We start from the raw sequence: 15,080 nt of genomic DNA, 5'->3' as shown, positions 1-15,080 counted from the left end.
GTTTCCAACCTGTAACGGGAAGTGCTTTGAGCGATACCACATACGCCATAATTTACGATTTACACAGTCATACTCAGGCCTCTGATGGCCTGCTGACGCCCGAGGCGTTGGTCCATCGCGCCGCAGAAATGCGCGTCGGCACCCTGGCGATAACCGATCACGATACCACCGATGCGATCCCGGCGGCGCGCGCCGAAATTGCCCGCAGCGGATTAGCGCTCAACCTGATTGCCGGCGTCGAAATTTCGACCCTCTGGGAAAACCATGAAATTCATATCGTTGGCCTGAACATCGACATAGACCATCAGGCAATGCGCGCGTTTTTGCAAGAACAAAAAGTCCGCCGCAACCAGCGTGCCGAGATGATTGGCGAGCGGCTGGAAAAGGCACATATTCCCGGGGCGCTGGAAGGCGCGCAAAAACTGGCGAAGGGCGGGGCGGTGACACGCGGTCATTTTGCCCGTTTTCTGGTTGAGGCGGGCAAGGCCACGACGATGGCCGACGTCTTTAAAAAATATCTGGCGCGTGGGAAAACAGGATACGTTCCGCCACAGTGGTGTACAATAAAACAAGCTATTGATGTCATTCATCATTCTGGCGGTAAGGCGGTGCTGGCCCATCCCGGGCGGTATAATCTTTCTGCTAAATGGCTGAAAAGACTGCTGGCACACTTTGCCGAAAGCGGCGGTGAGGCGATGGAAGTTGCCCAGTGCCAGCAGGCGCCCAATGAGCGATCCCAGCTCGCGACCTATGCACAACAGTTTGGCCTTCTTGGCTCACAGGGCTCTGATTTTCATCAACCCTGCGCGTGGATTGAACTGGGGCGTAAGCTCTGGCTTCCTGCAGGCGTGGAGCCTGTCTGGACGCTCTGGGAACAGCCACAGCATATTGAAGAGAGGGAAGTATGAGTCAGTTTTTCTATATTCATCCGGATAACCCGCAGGCGCGTCTGATTAATCAGGCCGTTGAGATTGTTCGTAAGGGCGGCGTGATCGTCTACCCGACCGATTCGGGCTACGCGCTGGGCTGCAAAATTGAAGACAAAGGCGCAATGGAGCGCATCTGCCGCATTCGCCAGCTCCCGGACGGGCATAACTTTACCCTGATGTGTCGGGATCTGTCTGAACTGTCGACCTATGCCTACGTCGACAACGTGGCGTTTCGCCTGATCAAGAACAACACGCCCGGCAATTACACCTTCATCCTGAAAGGGACTAAAGAGGTGCCGCGCCGTCTGTTGCAGGAAAAACGCAAAACCATTGGGATGCGCGTACCTTCTAACCCGATTGCGCAGGCGCTGCTGGAAACCCTGGGCGAGCCAATGCTCTCAACGTCGCTGATGCTGCCTGGCAGCGAATTTACCGAGTCCGATCCGGAAGAGATCAAAGATCGCCTGGAGAAGGTGGTGGAGCTGATCATTCATGGCGGCTACCTCGGCCAGCAGCCGACAACGGTGATAGATCTTACCGAAGATGCGCCGGAAGTGATTCGTGAGGGCGTAGGTGACGTTAAACCTTTCTTGTAAAGGTGTAAGCAGCTATACTACGCGGCCATCAAAATTGGGCGCAGCTCCGTTTTGACCTGATTCGACGCCTGTGAAGGCGACACCTGAGGAAGCTCAATGAGCGAGAAGTTACAGAAAGTGCTGGCGCGCGCCGGCCACGGCTCACGCCGTGAAATTGAAGCCATTATTGAAGCGGGCCGCGTGAGTGTGGACGGTAAAATCGCCACGCTGGGTGACCGCGTTGAAATCGTGCCGGGGTTGAAGATCCGTATTGACGGTCATCTTATCTCGGTTAAAGAGTCCGCTGAACAAATTTGTCGCGTGCTGGCTTACTACAAGCCAGAGGGCGAGCTGTGTACCCGTAATGACCCGGAAGGGCGACCAACGGTCTTCGACCGTTTGCCTAAACTGCGTGGCGCTCGCTGGATTGCCGTAGGGCGTCTGGACGTGAACACCTGCGGTCTGCTGCTGTTCACCACCGATGGTGAGCTGGCAAACCGTCTGATGCACCCAAGCCGTGAAGTGGAACGCGAATACGCCGTGCGCGTTTTCGGCCAGGTTGATGAGAACAAACTGCGCGATCTGTCGCGTGGCGTACAGCTTGAAGACGGTCCTGCGGCGTTCAAAACCATCAAGTTTACCGGTGGCGAAGGGATCAACCAGTGGTACAACGTTACCCTGACCGAAGGCCGTAACCGCGAGGTTCGTCGTTTGTGGGAAGCGGTGGGCGTGCAGGTTAGCCGTCTGATCCGCGTACGCTACGGCGATATCCTGCTGCCGAAAGGCCTGCCGCGCGGCGGGTATACCGAGCTGGACCTGGCGCAAACCAACTACCTGCGTGAACTGGTTGAACTCACCCCGGAAACCTCCTCTAAAGTGGCCGTGGAGAAAGATCGCCGTCGCATGAAGGCGAACCAGATCCGTCGTGCGGTGAAGCGTCACAGCCAGGTGAGCAGCAATCGCCGCTCTGGCAGCCGTAACAACAACGGTTAAAACGAAAAGCCCGGTTAACGCAACCGGGCTTTTTTCTTAGTAATCAATGCCAATTTGCGCTTTGATACCGGCATCAAAGGCGTGCTTAACCGGCCGCAACTCGCTGACCGTATCCGCCAGGTCCAGAATATCCCGATGACAGCCACGCCCCGTGACGATCACCGTCTGGTGCGCAGGGCGATTCTTCAATGCGTCCAGCACGCTTTCCAGCGACAGATAGTCATAAGCCACCATATAGGTTATCTCATCCAGCACCACCATGTTCAGCGTCGGGTCAGCCAGCATCCGTTTGGCATGCTCCCAAACGGCAAGGCAGGCAGCGGTGTCCGTTTCCCGGTTTTGGGTATCCCAGGTGAAGCCGGTTGCCATAACCTGAAACTCCACGCCGTGAGGCTCCAGTAAATTACGCTCGCCGTTGGGCCATTCGCCTTTGATAAACTGAATGACACCCACTTTATGCCCGTGCCCGACGGCACGGGTGACGGTGCCAAAAGCGGCGGTGGTTTTACCTTTGCCGTTGCCGGTAAACACAATAATGATACCGCGCTCTTCCTGGGCCGCTGCCACCCGGGCGTCGACCTGGTCTTTAAGACGCTGCTGGCGCTGCTGATGACGTTCGTCACTCATTGTGAAATTCCCGGTTTACGGCCCGGCTGGGCATCAAAGGTCATGCCCGTTTTGCGACGGCTGTCGTCGCCCATCAGCCAAAGGTACAGCGGCATGATATCCGCCGGGGTTTTGAGCTTGTGCGGATCTTCCGTCGGGAAGGCGCTGGCGCGCATTTTGGTACGCGTACCGCCAGGGTTAATACAGTTTACGCGCAGATGGCGGTTCTGATACTCCTCCGCCAGCACCTGCATCATCCCTTCGGTGGCGAATTTCGACGCCGCATAGGCACCCCAGTTTGCCCGCCCTTCACGGCCCACGCTGGAGGAGGTAAAGACCAGCGAGCCAGAATCCGAATTAAGTAATAAAGGAAGCAGTGCCTGAGTCAGGAAGAAGGTGCCGTTGACGTTTACCTGCATCACCTGCTGCCAGATGTCGGGGTCCTGCTCGTCCATCGGACGGACTTCACCCAGCAGCCCCGCGTTGTGCAATACGCCGTCCAGGCGCGGGTAATGGGCGGAAATACGCTGGGCAAGTTCCTTACACGTTGCCGGCGTACAGGTCAGCAGATCGAGCGTATACCAGGGCGTGGACGTGCCGCCAGCACGTTCAATTTCCTGCGCCACGGCTTTAAGTTTCTCCTCGTTACGGCCCACGAGGATGACGCTTGCGCCGTATTCTGAATAGGTGAGTGCGGCCTCGCGGCCGATCCCGTCGCTGGCACCGGTGACAAGAATAATTCGGTTTTGCAGCAGATTTTTTTGCGGTTGATAGTGCACGGTGACTCCTCGGGCGCACAGAGCGTTAAACGCGCCCTCTTTATATGACTTTTCGGCTTTATGCCCGAAACAGCATGAGAATTCAATCAGTCTACAGGACAGAATGCTGAGAAATTAACAATTTGCAACTATTTAAAGAGAAACGCGGGAATTCCTGAAGGCGACTCGCAGAGGTCTTGTCACAGGCGAGACGCCCGCGCCGCGCTGATGTACACTGGCGTGGAAGAATCGTGGTCAAATCAAGGTGGAACGCGTGGAATTACTTTCTCAATATGGGCTGTTTTTGGCAAAAATCGCAACGGTGGTGATTGCTATTGCGGTGATAGCCGTTTTGATTGTCAACCTGACGCAGCGCAAACGTCAGCGTGGTGAGTTACGCATTACCCGCCTGAGTGAGCAATATAAAGAGATGCAGGAAGACATGTCGCTGTCCCTGCTCGATAGCCATCAACAGAAGTTGTGGCACAAGGCGCAGAAGAAAAAGCACAAGCAGGAGGCAAAAGCGGCAAAAGCCAAAGCAAAATTGAACCTCCCTCAGGATGCAGGCAAACCGCGGGTTTACGTACTGGATTTTAAAGGCAGTATGGATGCCCATGAAGTCTCTTCCCTGCGCGAAGAGGTAACAGCCGTTCTGGCCGTCGCGAAACCGCAGGATCAGGTAGTCGTTCGTCTGGAGAGCCCTGGCGGTGTGGTACATGGCTATGGTCTGGCGGCCTCCCAGCTACAGCGTCTGCGCGAAAAACAGATCCCGCTGACTGTGGCGGTCGACAAGGTTGCGGCGAGCGGAGGCTATATGATGGCCTGCGTGGCGGATAAAATTGTTGCTGCGCCGTTCTCCATCATTGGGTCCATCGGCGTCGTGGCGCAAATTCCTAACTTTAACCGCTTCCTGAAAAACAAAGAGATCGACATTGAGCTGCATACCGCAGGCCAGTACAAGCGTACCCTGACGCTGCTGGGTGAAAACACGGAAGAAGGGCGTCAGAAATTCCGCGAAGATCTCAACGAAACGCACCACCTGTTTAAAGACTTTGTCTATCGCATGCGTCCAACGCTTGATATTGATAGCGTCGCGACGGGCGAGCACTGGTACGGCATTCAGGCACAGGAGAAGGGGCTGGTGGATGACGTGGGGACCAGCGACGATCTGCTGCTGAACCTGATGGAGGGGCACGAGCTGGTGGGCGTGCGCTTTACCCAGCGTAAGCGTCTGCTTGACCGCTTCACCAACAGCGCAGCGGAAAGCGCCGATCGCCTGCTGTTACGCTGGCTGCAGCGCGGACAGAAACCGCTGCTGTAAAGTAAAACGCGAGGCCTTTGCCTCGCGTTTTACTTTAGTCGACCAGGTGATAGCGCTCTGAGAGCGTGTGCGCCAGGTATTTAAACATGTTAAATACCGCTGTGCTCTTCGGCGTAGGTAACCCCTGTTCATCAAGGAAGTATTCGCCGCTAAAGACTAACACGCCGTTCCGTTGCTCCACGCCCGTCGCTTCAATGCCCGCCAGAGTATCTTCATGTTCGCGAATAAGCCGGTTTGCTTCGATAAGCAGAGAGGCTCGGTCGATAGGTTGGGTCGTATTCTGCATATTCTACTCCTTAAAACAGTGGCAGTAGTTTACGCCGAGGGGGCGTCAGGGGCAAATTTTCCCTGTTATCTGAGGGGGTAAGCACACCGGCCCCGGCTGGCGCAATCTGTTATTGCATGCTAATAAAGTTGCGTAACGAATTTTATCAGGTACAGTGTGCGCTTTCGTCATTCTGGCAACAGAATTGCTTGACATTCAACCGGGAATTCGTCACGAATTGTCCTTGATGTGAGAAAAATACCCGAAAACTCAATGGCCTGGATGTCGCCTTTCTGACGTTCGGTAAGACTAAGGGGTTGATATCCCCTGGCGCAGTCGCAATATCATTGGCTCGTCGTCAGCGGAAGGGATATCAACGTGCGGCGTATTCCTGGAAGAATTAAATTAGGTAAAGGTGAATATGGGTAAAGCTCTCGTCATCGTTGAGTCCCCGGCAAAAGCCAAAACGATCAATAAGTATCTGGGTAATGACTACGTGGTTAAGTCCAGCGTTGGTCATATCCGCGATTTGCCGACCAGTGGCTCAGCCAGCAAAAAGAGCGCAGACTCTACCTCCACCAAAGGGGCTAAAAAGCCTAAAAAGGATGAACGTAGCGCGCTTGTCAACCGCATGGGTGTTAACCCGTGGCATAACTGGGATGCACAATATGAAGTGCTGCCCGGCAAAGAAAAAGTCGTTAACGAGCTGAAGCAGCTTGCTGAAAAAGCAGACCACATCTATCTCGCAACCGACCTTGACCGCGAAGGGGAGGCCATTGCATGGCACCTGCGGGAAGTGATCGGGGGGGACGACAAACGCTACAGCCGTGTAGTGTTTAACGAAATTACCAAGAATGCGATTCGCCAGGCATTTGAAAAGCCGGGTGAACTGAATATCGACCGTGTAAACGCTCAGCAGGCGCGCCGCTTTATGGACCGCGTAGTGGGCTATATGGTCTCGCCACTGCTGTGGAAAAAAATTGCCCGCGGCCTGTCTGCCGGTCGAGTGCAGTCGGTTGCGGTCCGTCTCGTGGTTGAGCGTGAGCGTGAAATCAAAGCGTTCGTACCGGAAGAATTCTGGGAAGTGGATGCTAATGTCACCACGCCAGGCGGCGATGCGTTGCCATTGCAGGTGAGCCACCAGAACGACAAGCCGTTCCGTCCCGTTAACCGTGACCAGACCATGGCGGCAGTGGCGCTGCTGGAGAAGGCGCGTTATCAGGTTCTGGATCGCGAAGACAAACCGACCAGCAGCAAGCCTGGCGCACCGTTTATTACTTCCACGCTGCAACAGGCGGCAAGCACGCGTCTGGGTTACGGCGTGAAAAAAACCATGATGATGGCGCAGCGCTTGTATGAAGCGGGCTATATCACTTATATGCGTACTGACTCAACCAACCTGAGCCAGGACGCGGTAAACATGGTTCGCGGCTATATCAGCGACAATTTCGGCAAGAAATATCTGCCGGAAAATGCCAATCAGTACACCAGCAAAGAGAACTCGCAGGAAGCGCACGAAGCGATTCGTCCTTCCGATGTCTCTGTACTGGCCGAGTCGCTGAAAGACATGGAAGCGGATGCACAAAAACTGTATCAGCTGATCTGGCGCCAGTTTGTGGCCTGCCAGATGACGCCTGCGAAGTATGATTCCACGACCCTGACGGTCGGCGCAGGTGATTTCCGTCTCAAAGCACGTGGGCGTATTCTGCGCTTCGACGGCTGGACTAAAGTGATGCCTGCGTTGCGTAAAGGCGACGAAGACAAAACACTGCCTGCGGTGAATAAGGGTGATGAACTGTCGCTGGTGGATCTGGTTCCGGCTCAGCACTTCACCAAGCCACCGGCACGTTTCAGCGAAGCTTCGCTGGTGAAAGAGCTTGAAAAACGCGGTATCGGTCGCCCGTCGACCTATGCGTCGATCATCTCGACAATTCAGGATCGTGGTTACGTTCGTGCTGAAAACCGTCGTTTCTATGCTGAGAAAATGGGTGAAATTGTTACCGACCGTCTGGAAGCTAACTTCCGCGAGTTGATGAACTACGATTTCACCGCGCAGATGGAAGACAGCCTCGATCAGGTTGCCAGCCATCAGGCAGAATGGAAAAAAGTGCTTGATAGCTTCTTCAGTGACTTTACCAACCAGCTTGAAAAAGCGGAGAAAGATCCTGAAGAGGGCGGCATGCTGCCAAACCAGATGGTGTTGACCAGCATCGACTGCCCAACCTGTGGGCGCAAAATGGGGATCCGTACCGCCACAACGGGCGTCTTCCTCGGCTGTTCCGGCTATGCGCTGTCGCCAAAAGAGCGCTGCAAAACCACCATCAACCTGGTACCGGAGAACGAAGTTCTCAATGTGCTGGAAGGTGATGATGCAGAGACCAATGCCCTGCGTGCGAAACGCCGCTGCCAGAAATGCGGCACGGCGATGGACAGCTACCTGATCGATCCGAAACGTAAGCTGCATGTCTGTGGTAATAACCCGACCTGCGATGGCTACGAGATCGAAGAGGGTGAGTTCCGTATTAAAGGCTATGACGGCCCGATCGTTGAATGCGAGAAATGTGGTTCTGAAATGCACCTTAAGATGGGGCGCTTCGGCAAGTACATGGCCTGCACCAACGACGAGTGTAAGAACACGCGTAAAATTCTGCGCAATGGCGAAGTGGCGCCGCCGAAGGAAGATCCGGTCCCGCTGCCAGAACTGCCGTGTGAGAAGTCTGATGCTTACTTCGTGCTGCGTGATGGTGCGGCTGGCGTGTTCCTCGCGGCCAACACCTTCCCGAAATCTCGCGAAACCCGTGCGCCGCTGGTGGAAGAGCTGTATCGCTTCCGCGATCGCCTCCCGGAGAAACTGCGTTATCTGGCCGATGCGCCTCAGCAGGATCCCGAAGGCAACAAAACCGTTGTGCGTTTCAGTCGTAAAACGAAGCAGCAGTACGTTGCTGCGGAGAAAGAGGGCAAAGCGACCGGCTGGTCCGCCTTCTTTGTTGACGGGAAATGGGTTGAAGGCAAGAAATAACCCTCGCAACGCGTAGCTTTCCTGTTTAAGGGCCGGTTCTCCGGCCCTTTTTATTACGTCGTTATTATTTTTTGTTCCGTACTATACAGTCATGCTATAAATGATATAGTGGTTATAGTTAACCCGTTTCTTATTATTAAATCGTCTTAAGCGATTGACCCGTGCGCTAAATCGGATGGTCTGGCATGAAATTACAGCAGCTTCGCTATATTGTTGAGGTCGTCAATCATAACCTCAACGTCTCCTCGACCGCAGAAGGACTCTACACCTCGCAACCCGGCATCAGTAAGCAGGTCCGTATGCTGGAGGACGAATTAGGTATTCAGATTTTTGCCCGCAGCGGTAAACACCTGACACAGGTCACGCCTGCGGGGCAGGAGATCATTCGCATTGCCCGGGAAGTGCTTTCGAAAGTCGACGCCATTAAATCGGTCGCCGGAGAACATACCTGGCCGGATAAAGGCTCGCTCTATATAGCCACGACGCACACCCAGGCGCGTTACGCCCTGCCAGGCGTCATTAAAGGGTTTATCGAGCGTTATCCGCGCGTTTCCCTGCATATGCACCAGGGGTCCCCGACGCAGATTGCTGAAGCCGTTTCCAAGGGCAACGCGGACTTTGCCATTGCGACAGAAGCGCTTCACCTGTATGACGATCTGGTGATGCTGCCTTGCTACCACTGGAACCGCTCAATTGTCGTTACGCCAGACCACCCGCTTGCGGGGAAAGGCTCGGTGACCATAGAAGAATTGGCCCAGTATCCCCTGGTGACTTATACCTTCGGCTTTACGGGCCGTTCAGAGCTGGATACGGCGTTTAACCGTGCGGGACTCACACCACGCATTGTCTTCACCGCAACGGACGCGGACGTCATTAAGACCTACGTGCGTTTAGGGCTGGGCGTTGGGGTGATTGCCAGCATGGCGGTTGACCCAGTTTCTGACCCGGATCTGGTTCGTCTTGATGCCCATGACATCTTCAGCCACAGCACGACTAAAATTGGCTTCCGTCGTAGCACCTTCCTGCGCAGCTATATGTATGATTTCATTCAGCGCTTTGCCCCGCATCTCACGCGTGACGTAGTAGATACCGCCGTGGCATTACGCTCCAATGAAGATATTGAAGAGATGTTTAAAGACATTAAGCTGCCTGCCAAATAATCACTTCCGGTATCTTTCCCCGGCGGAAAGATACCGATTAATCTTCTTAAAACTAAATCAGAATTATCATCATCTGCACTTAGCGACCATATAAAGCCCTAATCCATTTTATTTGTGGGGTTTTACTGTCGCGAAATTGCGATAAAAGTAGAAAGTAATTTACCGCTACGCAAATAATTCCTTTCAAATATTTATTTCTGGTCAAAAGAATGAATATTTCCCATGCCTGGATACGTAAATTCACTGGCTTTTCAGCTAAAGTTTCTTTAGGATTTATCTCAACCGATGATTAATTGTACCAATTGTTTGGTCTCAAAATGATAAGCGATATCGATTGTATGAGGTTAGCAATGCCTGCAGGAAGTGAAGAACCGCAAAGGGATCCCGCGCTTAAGCGTAAAGCCTGGCTGGCGGTCTTTCTGGTCTCAGCCCTGTTCTGGCTGGTCGTTGCTCTCCTTGCCTGGAAATATTGGGGTTGAATATGGCAGTGACGGTACGTACAGAAACGGTTAAACAGATGTGTCAACATCGTGACAGTAGCCACAAGGGCCGTAAAGCGCCGGCTACCAGTGTGCCAGCATCCTGGCGGCTGACGCCGCAGCAGCAGGCTTTTATTGATGTGTTCGCAGAAGACGAACCCAGAAAACAATAATTTACTTTTTGCGTAGCAATGCAAATAGACTGAATAAAGTCTCTGCGCTTTTGTACTCTTTAATAAATACACATCGGCAATATAGAACTGAGGGCAAACCTCGGAACCTTAATTAATAAAGCCTGGTGTCCCTATGATGAATAACATGACAACGCTCAAATACTGGTCATGGATCGGCGTTTTCTCCGTGTCGATTCTGTTCTGGTGCCAGCTCCTCTGGCTGGCCGTCAACTGATCCAAAACCTCGCTTCGGCGGGGTTTTTCATTTTCCGCACCTGATGGACCATTCCTAAATTTATCAATTTGGGTTGTTATCAAAACGTTACGACATCTTTGTGTTATCTTTAATTACAGCCCTGATGATTGTCAGGACATCTCTGGAATTAAGGAGGAGCTTATGTCGTTAACCCTACGCGAAGCCAGTAAGGACACGTTACAGGCAGAAAATAAAACCTGGAATTACTATAGCTTACCGCTGGCAGCCAGGACCCTTGGGGACATTTCGCGGTTACCCAAGTCGTTGAAAGTGTTGATGGAAAACCTCTTACGCTGGCAGGATGGTGATTCTGTTACCGAGGAGGATATACAGGCGCTGGCGGGGTGGCTTAAGCATGCTCATGCTGACAGAGAAATCGCCTACCGCCCGGCGAGGGTGCTGATGCAAGATTTTACCGGCGTGCCTGCCGTGGTCGATCTGGCCGCCATGCGCGAAGCCGTCAAGCGGCTCGGCGGCGATACGGCAAAAGTTAACCCGCTGTCACCTGTAGACCTTGTTATTGACCACTCCGTGACCGTTGACCACTTCGGTGACGATGATGCCTTCGGCGAAAACGTGCGCCTTGAGATGGAGCGCAACCACGAACGCTACGTGTTCCTGAAATGGGGCCAACAGGCGTTCAGCCGGTTTAGCGTTGTGCCGCCAGGCACCGGTATTTGCCACCAGGTAAACCTGGAATATCTCGGTAAAGCCGTCTGGAGCGAGCTTCAGGATAAAGAGTGGCTGGCCTACCCGGATACGCTCGTGGGAACCGATTCCCATACCACCATGATTAACGGTCTGGGCGTGCTGGGCTGGGGCGTGGGCGGCATAGAAGCGGAAGCCGCAATGCTCGGCCAGCCGGTCTCTATGCTGATCCCTGATGTTGTCGGCTTTAAGCTTACCGGAAAACTCTCTGAAGGCATTACGGCTACTGACCTGGTACTGACCGTGACCCAAATGCTGCGTAAGCATGGCGTGGTGGGTAAATTCGTCGAGTTCTACGGTGACGGGCTGGATTCATTGCCGCTGGCGGATCGTGCAACCATTGCCAATATGGCGCCCGAATATGGCGCAACCTGCGGCTTTTTCCCGATTGATGGCGTAACGCTGGAGTATATGCGTCTCAGCGGACGCAGCGAAGAACAGGTCGCGCTGGTAGAGGCCTACACCAAAGCGCAGGGCATGTGGCGCAATCCCGGTGATGAACCCGTGTTTACCAGCACGCTAGAGCTGGATATGGGCACCGTTGAGGCCAGCCTCGCCGGTCCAAAACGTCCTCAGGATCGCGTCGCGCTGAACAACGTGCCAAAAGCCTTTGCCGCCAGCAACGAGCTGGAAGTTAATGCTTCGCAAAAAGATCGTCACGCGGTGGATTACGTCATGAATGGCCACCCGTACTCGCTGCCGGACGGTGCCGTGGTCATCGCCGCGATCACCTCCTGTACCAATACCTCGAACCCCAGCGTTCTGATGGCAGCCGGTCTGTTGGCGAAAAAAGCGGTGGAGCTGGGCCTCAAGCCTCAGCCGTGGGTAAAAGCCTCTCTGGCGCCCGGCTCGAAGGTGGTCTCCGATTATCTCGCTCAGGCAAGGCTGACGCCGTACCTTGATGAACTTGGATTTAACCTGGTCGGCTATGGCTGTACGACCTGTATCGGCAACTCCGGTCCGCTTCCTGAGCCGATTGAGGTGGCGATTAAGCAGGGCGATCTGACCGTTGGTGCCGTGCTTTCCGGTAACCGAAACTTTGAGGGGCGTATTCATCCGCTGGTGAAAACCAACTGGCTGGCGTCACCGCCGCTGGTCGTGGCCTATGCGCTGGCCGGAAACATGAATATCAACCTCGTGACCGACCCGATTGGTCACGATCGCAAGAATGAACCTGTTTATCTCAAAGACATTTGGCCCTCGTCGCGTGAAATCGCCCGGGCGGTGGAAAAGGTCTCCACCGAGATGTTCCGGAAAGAGTACGCCGAGGTCTTCGAAGGGACGCCGGAATGGAAGGAGATCAACGTCGTCGGCTCGGATACCTACGCGTGGCAGAATGACTCTACCTATATTCGTCTTTCACCTTTCTTTGATGAGATGCAGGCTCAGCCCGATCCGCTTAAGGATATCCACGGCGCCCGCATTCTGGCGATGCTGGGCGATTCGGTCACCACGGACCATATCTCCCCGGCGGGCAGCATTAAGGCCGACAGCCCGGCCGGACGTTATCTGCAGGGGCGTGGCGTCGAGCGTCGCGACTTTAACTCCTACGGTTCACGCCGTGGTAACCATGAAGTGATGATGCGCGGTACATTTGCCAACATCCGCATTCGTAACGAAATGGTGCCCGGCGTGGAAGGGGGCATGACGCGCCATCTGCCGGGTACCGAAGTGGTGTCGATTTACGATGCTGCCGTTAAATATCAGCAGGAAGGTACGCCGCTGGCGGTCATTGCCGGGAAAGAGTACGGTTCTGGCTCAAGTCGTGACTGGGCTGCGAAGGGACCGCGACTGCTGGGCGTTCGCGTGGTGATTGCCGAATCCTTTGAACGTATTCACCGTTCGAATCTGATTGGGATGGGGATCCTGCCGCTTGAGTTCCCGCAGGGTGTGACCCGCAAAACGCTGGGCCTGACCGGGGAAGAGAAAATCGACATCAGCGGCCTGCAAAACCTGGAGCCCGGGAAAACCGTGCCGGTAAAATTAACGCGCAGCGACGGTAAAACGGAAATCCTTGACTGCCGGTGTCGCATTGATACCGCCACGGAGCTGACCTATTACCAGAACGACGGCATCCTGCACTATGTGATCCGTAAGATGTTGAACTGACGGGTTATGCCCGGCTAAATGCCGGGCATACGCGGATTATTCGCTCAGCAGATGGCCCATTTTGGCCGCTTTGGTATCGAGGTAGTGCGCATTTTTCGGGTTGCGGCCGACGATCAGCGGCACGCGCTCGACGATATTGATCCCGGCTTCGGTCAAAATTTCGACTTTTTTCGGGTTGTTGGTCAGCAGACGCACTTCGTCCACGCCTAGCAGCTTGAACATATCCGCGCAGAGGGTGAAGTCGCGCTCGTCAGCGGCAAAGCCGAGCTGGTGGTTGGCCTCAACGGTATCGTACCCCTGATCCTGCAGCGCGTAGGCGCGGATTTTATTCAGCAGGCCGATGTTACGACCCTCCTGACGGTGATAAAGCAGCACGCCGCGGCCTTCTTCGGCAATGTGGCTCAGGGCCGCTTCCAGCTGGAAGCCGCAGTCGCAGCGCAGGCTGAACAGAGCATCGCCGGTCAGACACTCGGAATGCACGCGAGAGAGCACCGGCGTCTGTCCTGAAATGTCTCCAAACACCAGGGCGACGTGATCTTGCCCGGTTGCCAGTTCTTCAAATCCCACCATCAGGAAATCGCCCCATGGGGTTGGCAGTTTGGCTTCTGCCACACGTTTAAGCTGCATGTGATTCTCCAGAGTAGGCTGACACGTTTCGTGCCTTACGCCTGTTTGGCTTTCTGTATGAGGTTATTTTGCCACAAGCTCAGCGCGTTCGCCTAATGGCCGCCATGCTATACGAACGTTAAACGCACGATCCGACATATCCACCTTTCGGATGGAATTCAGTTATGATTGTGACGCTTAGCGAAAAAAGGAGACGAAATGCTTTCAATCGCCAGACGTACGGCAGCAGGTGCGGCCATTCTGTTGATCATGCCCGTGGCCGTGTGGATCTCCGGCTGGATGTGGGAGCCAGGTCATCACACCGCTTGGCTGAAAAGCCTGTACTGGGTCACGGAGACGGTTACGCAGCCGTGGGGGATCATCACCCACATCCTGATTTTTGGCTGGTTTCTCTGGTGCCTGCGCTTTCGTTTGCGCCCGGCAATCATGCTATTTGCGATCCTTGGCGCGGCCATTCTGCTTGGGCAGGGCGTAAAGTCCTGGGTAAAAGATCGTGTACAGGAGCCGCGGCCTTTCGTGGTGTGGCTGGAAAAAACGCACCATGTTCCGGTGGATGAGTTCTACACTTTAAAGCGTAAAGATCGCGCCGCACTGGTGAAAGAGCAGTTGGTGGAACAACAGGATATCCCTGCATTTTTGCGTAAACACTGGCAGAAAGAGACGGGATTTGCGTTTCCTTCCGGGCATACCATGTTTGCCGCCAGTTGGGCACTGCTTGGTGTAGGGCTGCTGTGGCCGCGCCGGCGGACGCTAACCATTGCGATTTTACTGGTCTGGGCCACCGGTGTGATGGGCAGTCGATTACTGCTAGGCATGCACTGGCCGCGGGATCTGGTGGTGGCGACGCTTATCTCGTGGTTGCTGGTGACGTTGGCCACCTGGCTTGCCCAACGCTTCTGCGGGCCGCTTACGCCACCGCCGCAAGAGAAGCAAGAAATCGCCGAAAGGGAGCAAAGCGGGGTCTGAAGCTTGATATTACCCCTTTTGCCCATAAATCCATGAAGGGCGCGTCACTTTTTCCGTTTCGCGCCCGTCACTAAAATGGTAGTTTATAAGGCTGATTGCGGTGAGTTGAACATACTTTATTCGCTTGAACCACATA

General features: G+C 54.4%; 15 protein-coding genes. 11 read left to right on the top strand and 4 right to left on the bottom strand.

The window, feature by feature from the left end; translation table 11 throughout:
* Nucleotides 1-26 precede the first annotated feature (26 nt).
* The 3 genes from rnm to rluB all read left to right on the top strand — a co-directional run bounded on the left by rnm (nucleotide 27) and on the right by rluB (nucleotide 2,497).
* Complete coding sequence (gene rnm, locus FFS28_RS03005) at nucleotides 27-908, top strand: RNase RNM (protein ID WP_137848722.1); 882 nt, start codon at nucleotides 27-29, stop codon at nucleotides 906-908.
* On the top strand, nucleotides 905-1,525 hold the full coding sequence (locus tag FFS28_RS03000) for an L-threonylcarbamoyladenylate synthase (protein ID WP_006175691.1): 621 nt from the start codon (nucleotides 905-907) through the stop codon (nucleotides 1,523-1,525). The genes rnm and FFS28_RS03000 overlap by 4 nt, the downstream gene beginning before the upstream one ends.
* A 96-nt stretch (nucleotides 1,526-1,621) precedes the next feature.
* Nucleotides 1,622-2,497: a 23S rRNA pseudouridine(2605) synthase RluB gene (gene rluB, locus FFS28_RS02995; RefSeq protein WP_006175690.1), complete on the top strand. Its 876-nt coding sequence runs from the start codon at nucleotides 1,622-1,624 to the stop codon at nucleotides 2,495-2,497.
* Between the two features lie 36 nt (nucleotides 2,498-2,533).
* On the opposite strand, the gene cobO is transcribed toward rluB, so the two are convergent.
* Nucleotides 2,534-3,124 carry a cob(I)yrinic acid a,c-diamide adenosyltransferase gene (gene cobO / locus FFS28_RS02990; protein ID WP_058608666.1) on the bottom strand — a complete coding sequence of 197 codons (591 nt, stop codon included), beginning with the start codon at nucleotides 3,122-3,124 and terminating at the stop codon, nucleotides 2,534-2,536.
* On the bottom strand, nucleotides 3,121-3,882 hold the full coding sequence (locus FFS28_RS02985; RefSeq protein ID WP_058608667.1) for a YciK family oxidoreductase: 762 nt from the start codon (nucleotides 3,880-3,882) through the stop codon (nucleotides 3,121-3,123). Before FFS28_RS02985 ends, cobO begins: the two co-directional genes overlap by 4 nt.
* 253 nt (nucleotides 3,883-4,135) lie before the next feature.
* Between FFS28_RS02985 and sohB the strand changes: the two genes are divergently transcribed.
* Nucleotides 4,136-5,182: a protease SohB gene (gene sohB, locus FFS28_RS02980; RefSeq protein ID WP_137848721.1), complete on the top strand. Its 1,047-nt coding sequence runs from the start codon at nucleotides 4,136-4,138 to the stop codon at nucleotides 5,180-5,182.
* A gap of 34 nt (nucleotides 5,183-5,216) precedes the next feature.
* On the opposite strand, the gene FFS28_RS02975 is transcribed toward sohB, so the two are convergent.
* On the bottom strand, nucleotides 5,217-5,468 hold the full coding sequence (locus tag FFS28_RS02975) for a YciN family protein (RefSeq protein WP_006175686.1): 252 nt from the start codon (nucleotides 5,466-5,468) through the stop codon (nucleotides 5,217-5,219).
* A gap of 400 nt (nucleotides 5,469-5,868) precedes the next feature.
* Here FFS28_RS02975 and topA point away from each other — a divergent pair, with 400 nt between their 5' ends.
* The 6 genes from topA to acnA all read left to right on the top strand — a co-directional run bounded on the left by topA (nucleotide 5,869) and on the right by acnA (nucleotide 13,351).
* A complete protein-coding gene (topA, locus tag FFS28_RS02970; RefSeq protein ID WP_058608669.1) occupies nucleotides 5,869-8,466 on the top strand; it encodes a type I DNA topoisomerase in 2,598 nt (865 codons plus the stop codon).
* 185 nt (nucleotides 8,467-8,651) lie between these two features.
* Nucleotides 8,652-9,626 carry an HTH-type transcriptional regulator CysB gene (gene cysB / locus FFS28_RS02965; protein WP_006175683.1) on the top strand — a complete coding sequence of 325 codons (975 nt, stop codon included), beginning with the start codon at nucleotides 8,652-8,654 and terminating at the stop codon, nucleotides 9,624-9,626.
* Between the two features lie 338 nt (nucleotides 9,627-9,964).
* Entirely contained in the window at nucleotides 9,965-10,105 is a 141-nt protein-coding gene (locus FFS28_RS02960) for a YmiA family putative membrane protein (RefSeq protein WP_216647795.1), read from the top strand.
* Between the two features lie 2 nt (nucleotides 10,106-10,107).
* Nucleotides 10,108-10,278 (top strand): YciX family protein, encoded by a 171-nt coding sequence (locus FFS28_RS21920; protein ID WP_042319929.1) that lies wholly within the window; start codon nucleotides 10,108-10,110, stop codon nucleotides 10,276-10,278.
* 136 nt (nucleotides 10,279-10,414) lie between these two features.
* A complete protein-coding gene (gene ymiC / locus FFS28_RS21805) occupies nucleotides 10,415-10,513 on the top strand; it encodes a small membrane protein YmiC (RefSeq protein ID WP_042320567.1) in 99 nt (32 codons plus the stop codon).
* A 162-nt stretch (nucleotides 10,514-10,675) separates the two neighbouring features.
* On the top strand, nucleotides 10,676-13,351 hold the full coding sequence (acnA, locus tag FFS28_RS02955) for an aconitate hydratase AcnA (RefSeq protein WP_006175676.1): 2,676 nt from the start codon (nucleotides 10,676-10,678) through the stop codon (nucleotides 13,349-13,351).
* A 36-nt stretch (nucleotides 13,352-13,387) separates the two neighbouring features.
* Here the strand turns inward: acnA and ribA are convergent, their stop codons facing one another.
* The gene (ribA, locus tag FFS28_RS02950; RefSeq protein ID WP_003856813.1) at nucleotides 13,388-13,978 is read right to left on the bottom strand and encodes a GTP cyclohydrolase II; all 591 of its coding nucleotides are present in this window, start codon (nucleotides 13,976-13,978) and stop codon (nucleotides 13,388-13,390) included.
* 198 nt (nucleotides 13,979-14,176) lie between these two features.
* Between ribA and pgpB the strand changes: the two genes are divergently transcribed.
* The gene (pgpB, locus tag FFS28_RS02945; RefSeq protein ID WP_137848720.1) at nucleotides 14,177-14,944 is read left to right on the top strand and encodes a phosphatidylglycerophosphatase B; all 768 of its coding nucleotides are present in this window, start codon (nucleotides 14,177-14,179) and stop codon (nucleotides 14,942-14,944) included.
* Nucleotides 14,945-15,080 lie beyond the last annotated feature (136 nt).

The sequence above is a fragment of the Enterobacter sp. 2VL genome, assembly GCF_005503595.1.
GTDB lineage: Bacteria > Pseudomonadota > Gammaproteobacteria > Enterobacterales > Enterobacteriaceae > Enterobacter > Enterobacter cancerogenus.
Note: the sequence above shows the minus strand (reverse complement) of the source record. Positions and strands in the feature narration are given on the sequence as shown.

Excerpts from the sequence above, each read along its gene's own strand:
- FFS28_RS03000 (WP_006175691.1), top strand. The coding sequence starts at position 905 with ATGAGTCAGTTTTTCTATATTCATCCGGATAACCCGCAGGCGCGTCTG.
- rluB (WP_006175690.1), top strand. The coding sequence starts at position 1,622 with ATGAGCGAGAAGTTACAGAAAGTGCTGGCGCGCGCCGGCCACGGCTCA.
- cobO (WP_058608666.1), bottom strand. The coding sequence starts at position 3,124 with ATGAGTGACGAACGTCATCAGCAGCGCCAGCAGCGTCTTAAAGACCAG.
- FFS28_RS02975 (WP_006175686.1), bottom strand. The coding sequence starts at position 5,468 with ATGCAGAATACGACCCAACCTATCGACCGAGCCTCTCTGCTTATCGAA.
- topA (WP_058608669.1), top strand. The coding sequence starts at position 5,869 with ATGGGTAAAGCTCTCGTCATCGTTGAGTCCCCGGCAAAAGCCAAAACG.
- cysB (WP_006175683.1), top strand. The coding sequence starts at position 8,652 with ATGAAATTACAGCAGCTTCGCTATATTGTTGAGGTCGTCAATCATAAC.
- FFS28_RS02960 (WP_216647795.1), top strand. The coding sequence starts at position 9,965 with ATGAGGTTAGCAATGCCTGCAGGAAGTGAAGAACCGCAAAGGGATCCC.
- FFS28_RS21920 (WP_042319929.1), top strand. The coding sequence starts at position 10,108 with ATGGCAGTGACGGTACGTACAGAAACGGTTAAACAGATGTGTCAACAT.
- ymiC (WP_042320567.1), top strand. The coding sequence starts at position 10,415 with ATGAATAACATGACAACGCTCAAATACTGGTCATGGATCGGCGTTTTC.
- acnA (WP_006175676.1), top strand. The coding sequence starts at position 10,676 with ATGTCGTTAACCCTACGCGAAGCCAGTAAGGACACGTTACAGGCAGAA.
- ribA (WP_003856813.1), bottom strand. The coding sequence starts at position 13,978 with ATGCAGCTTAAACGTGTGGCAGAAGCCAAACTGCCAACCCCATGGGGC.
- pgpB (WP_137848720.1), top strand. The coding sequence starts at position 14,177 with ATGCTTTCAATCGCCAGACGTACGGCAGCAGGTGCGGCCATTCTGTTG.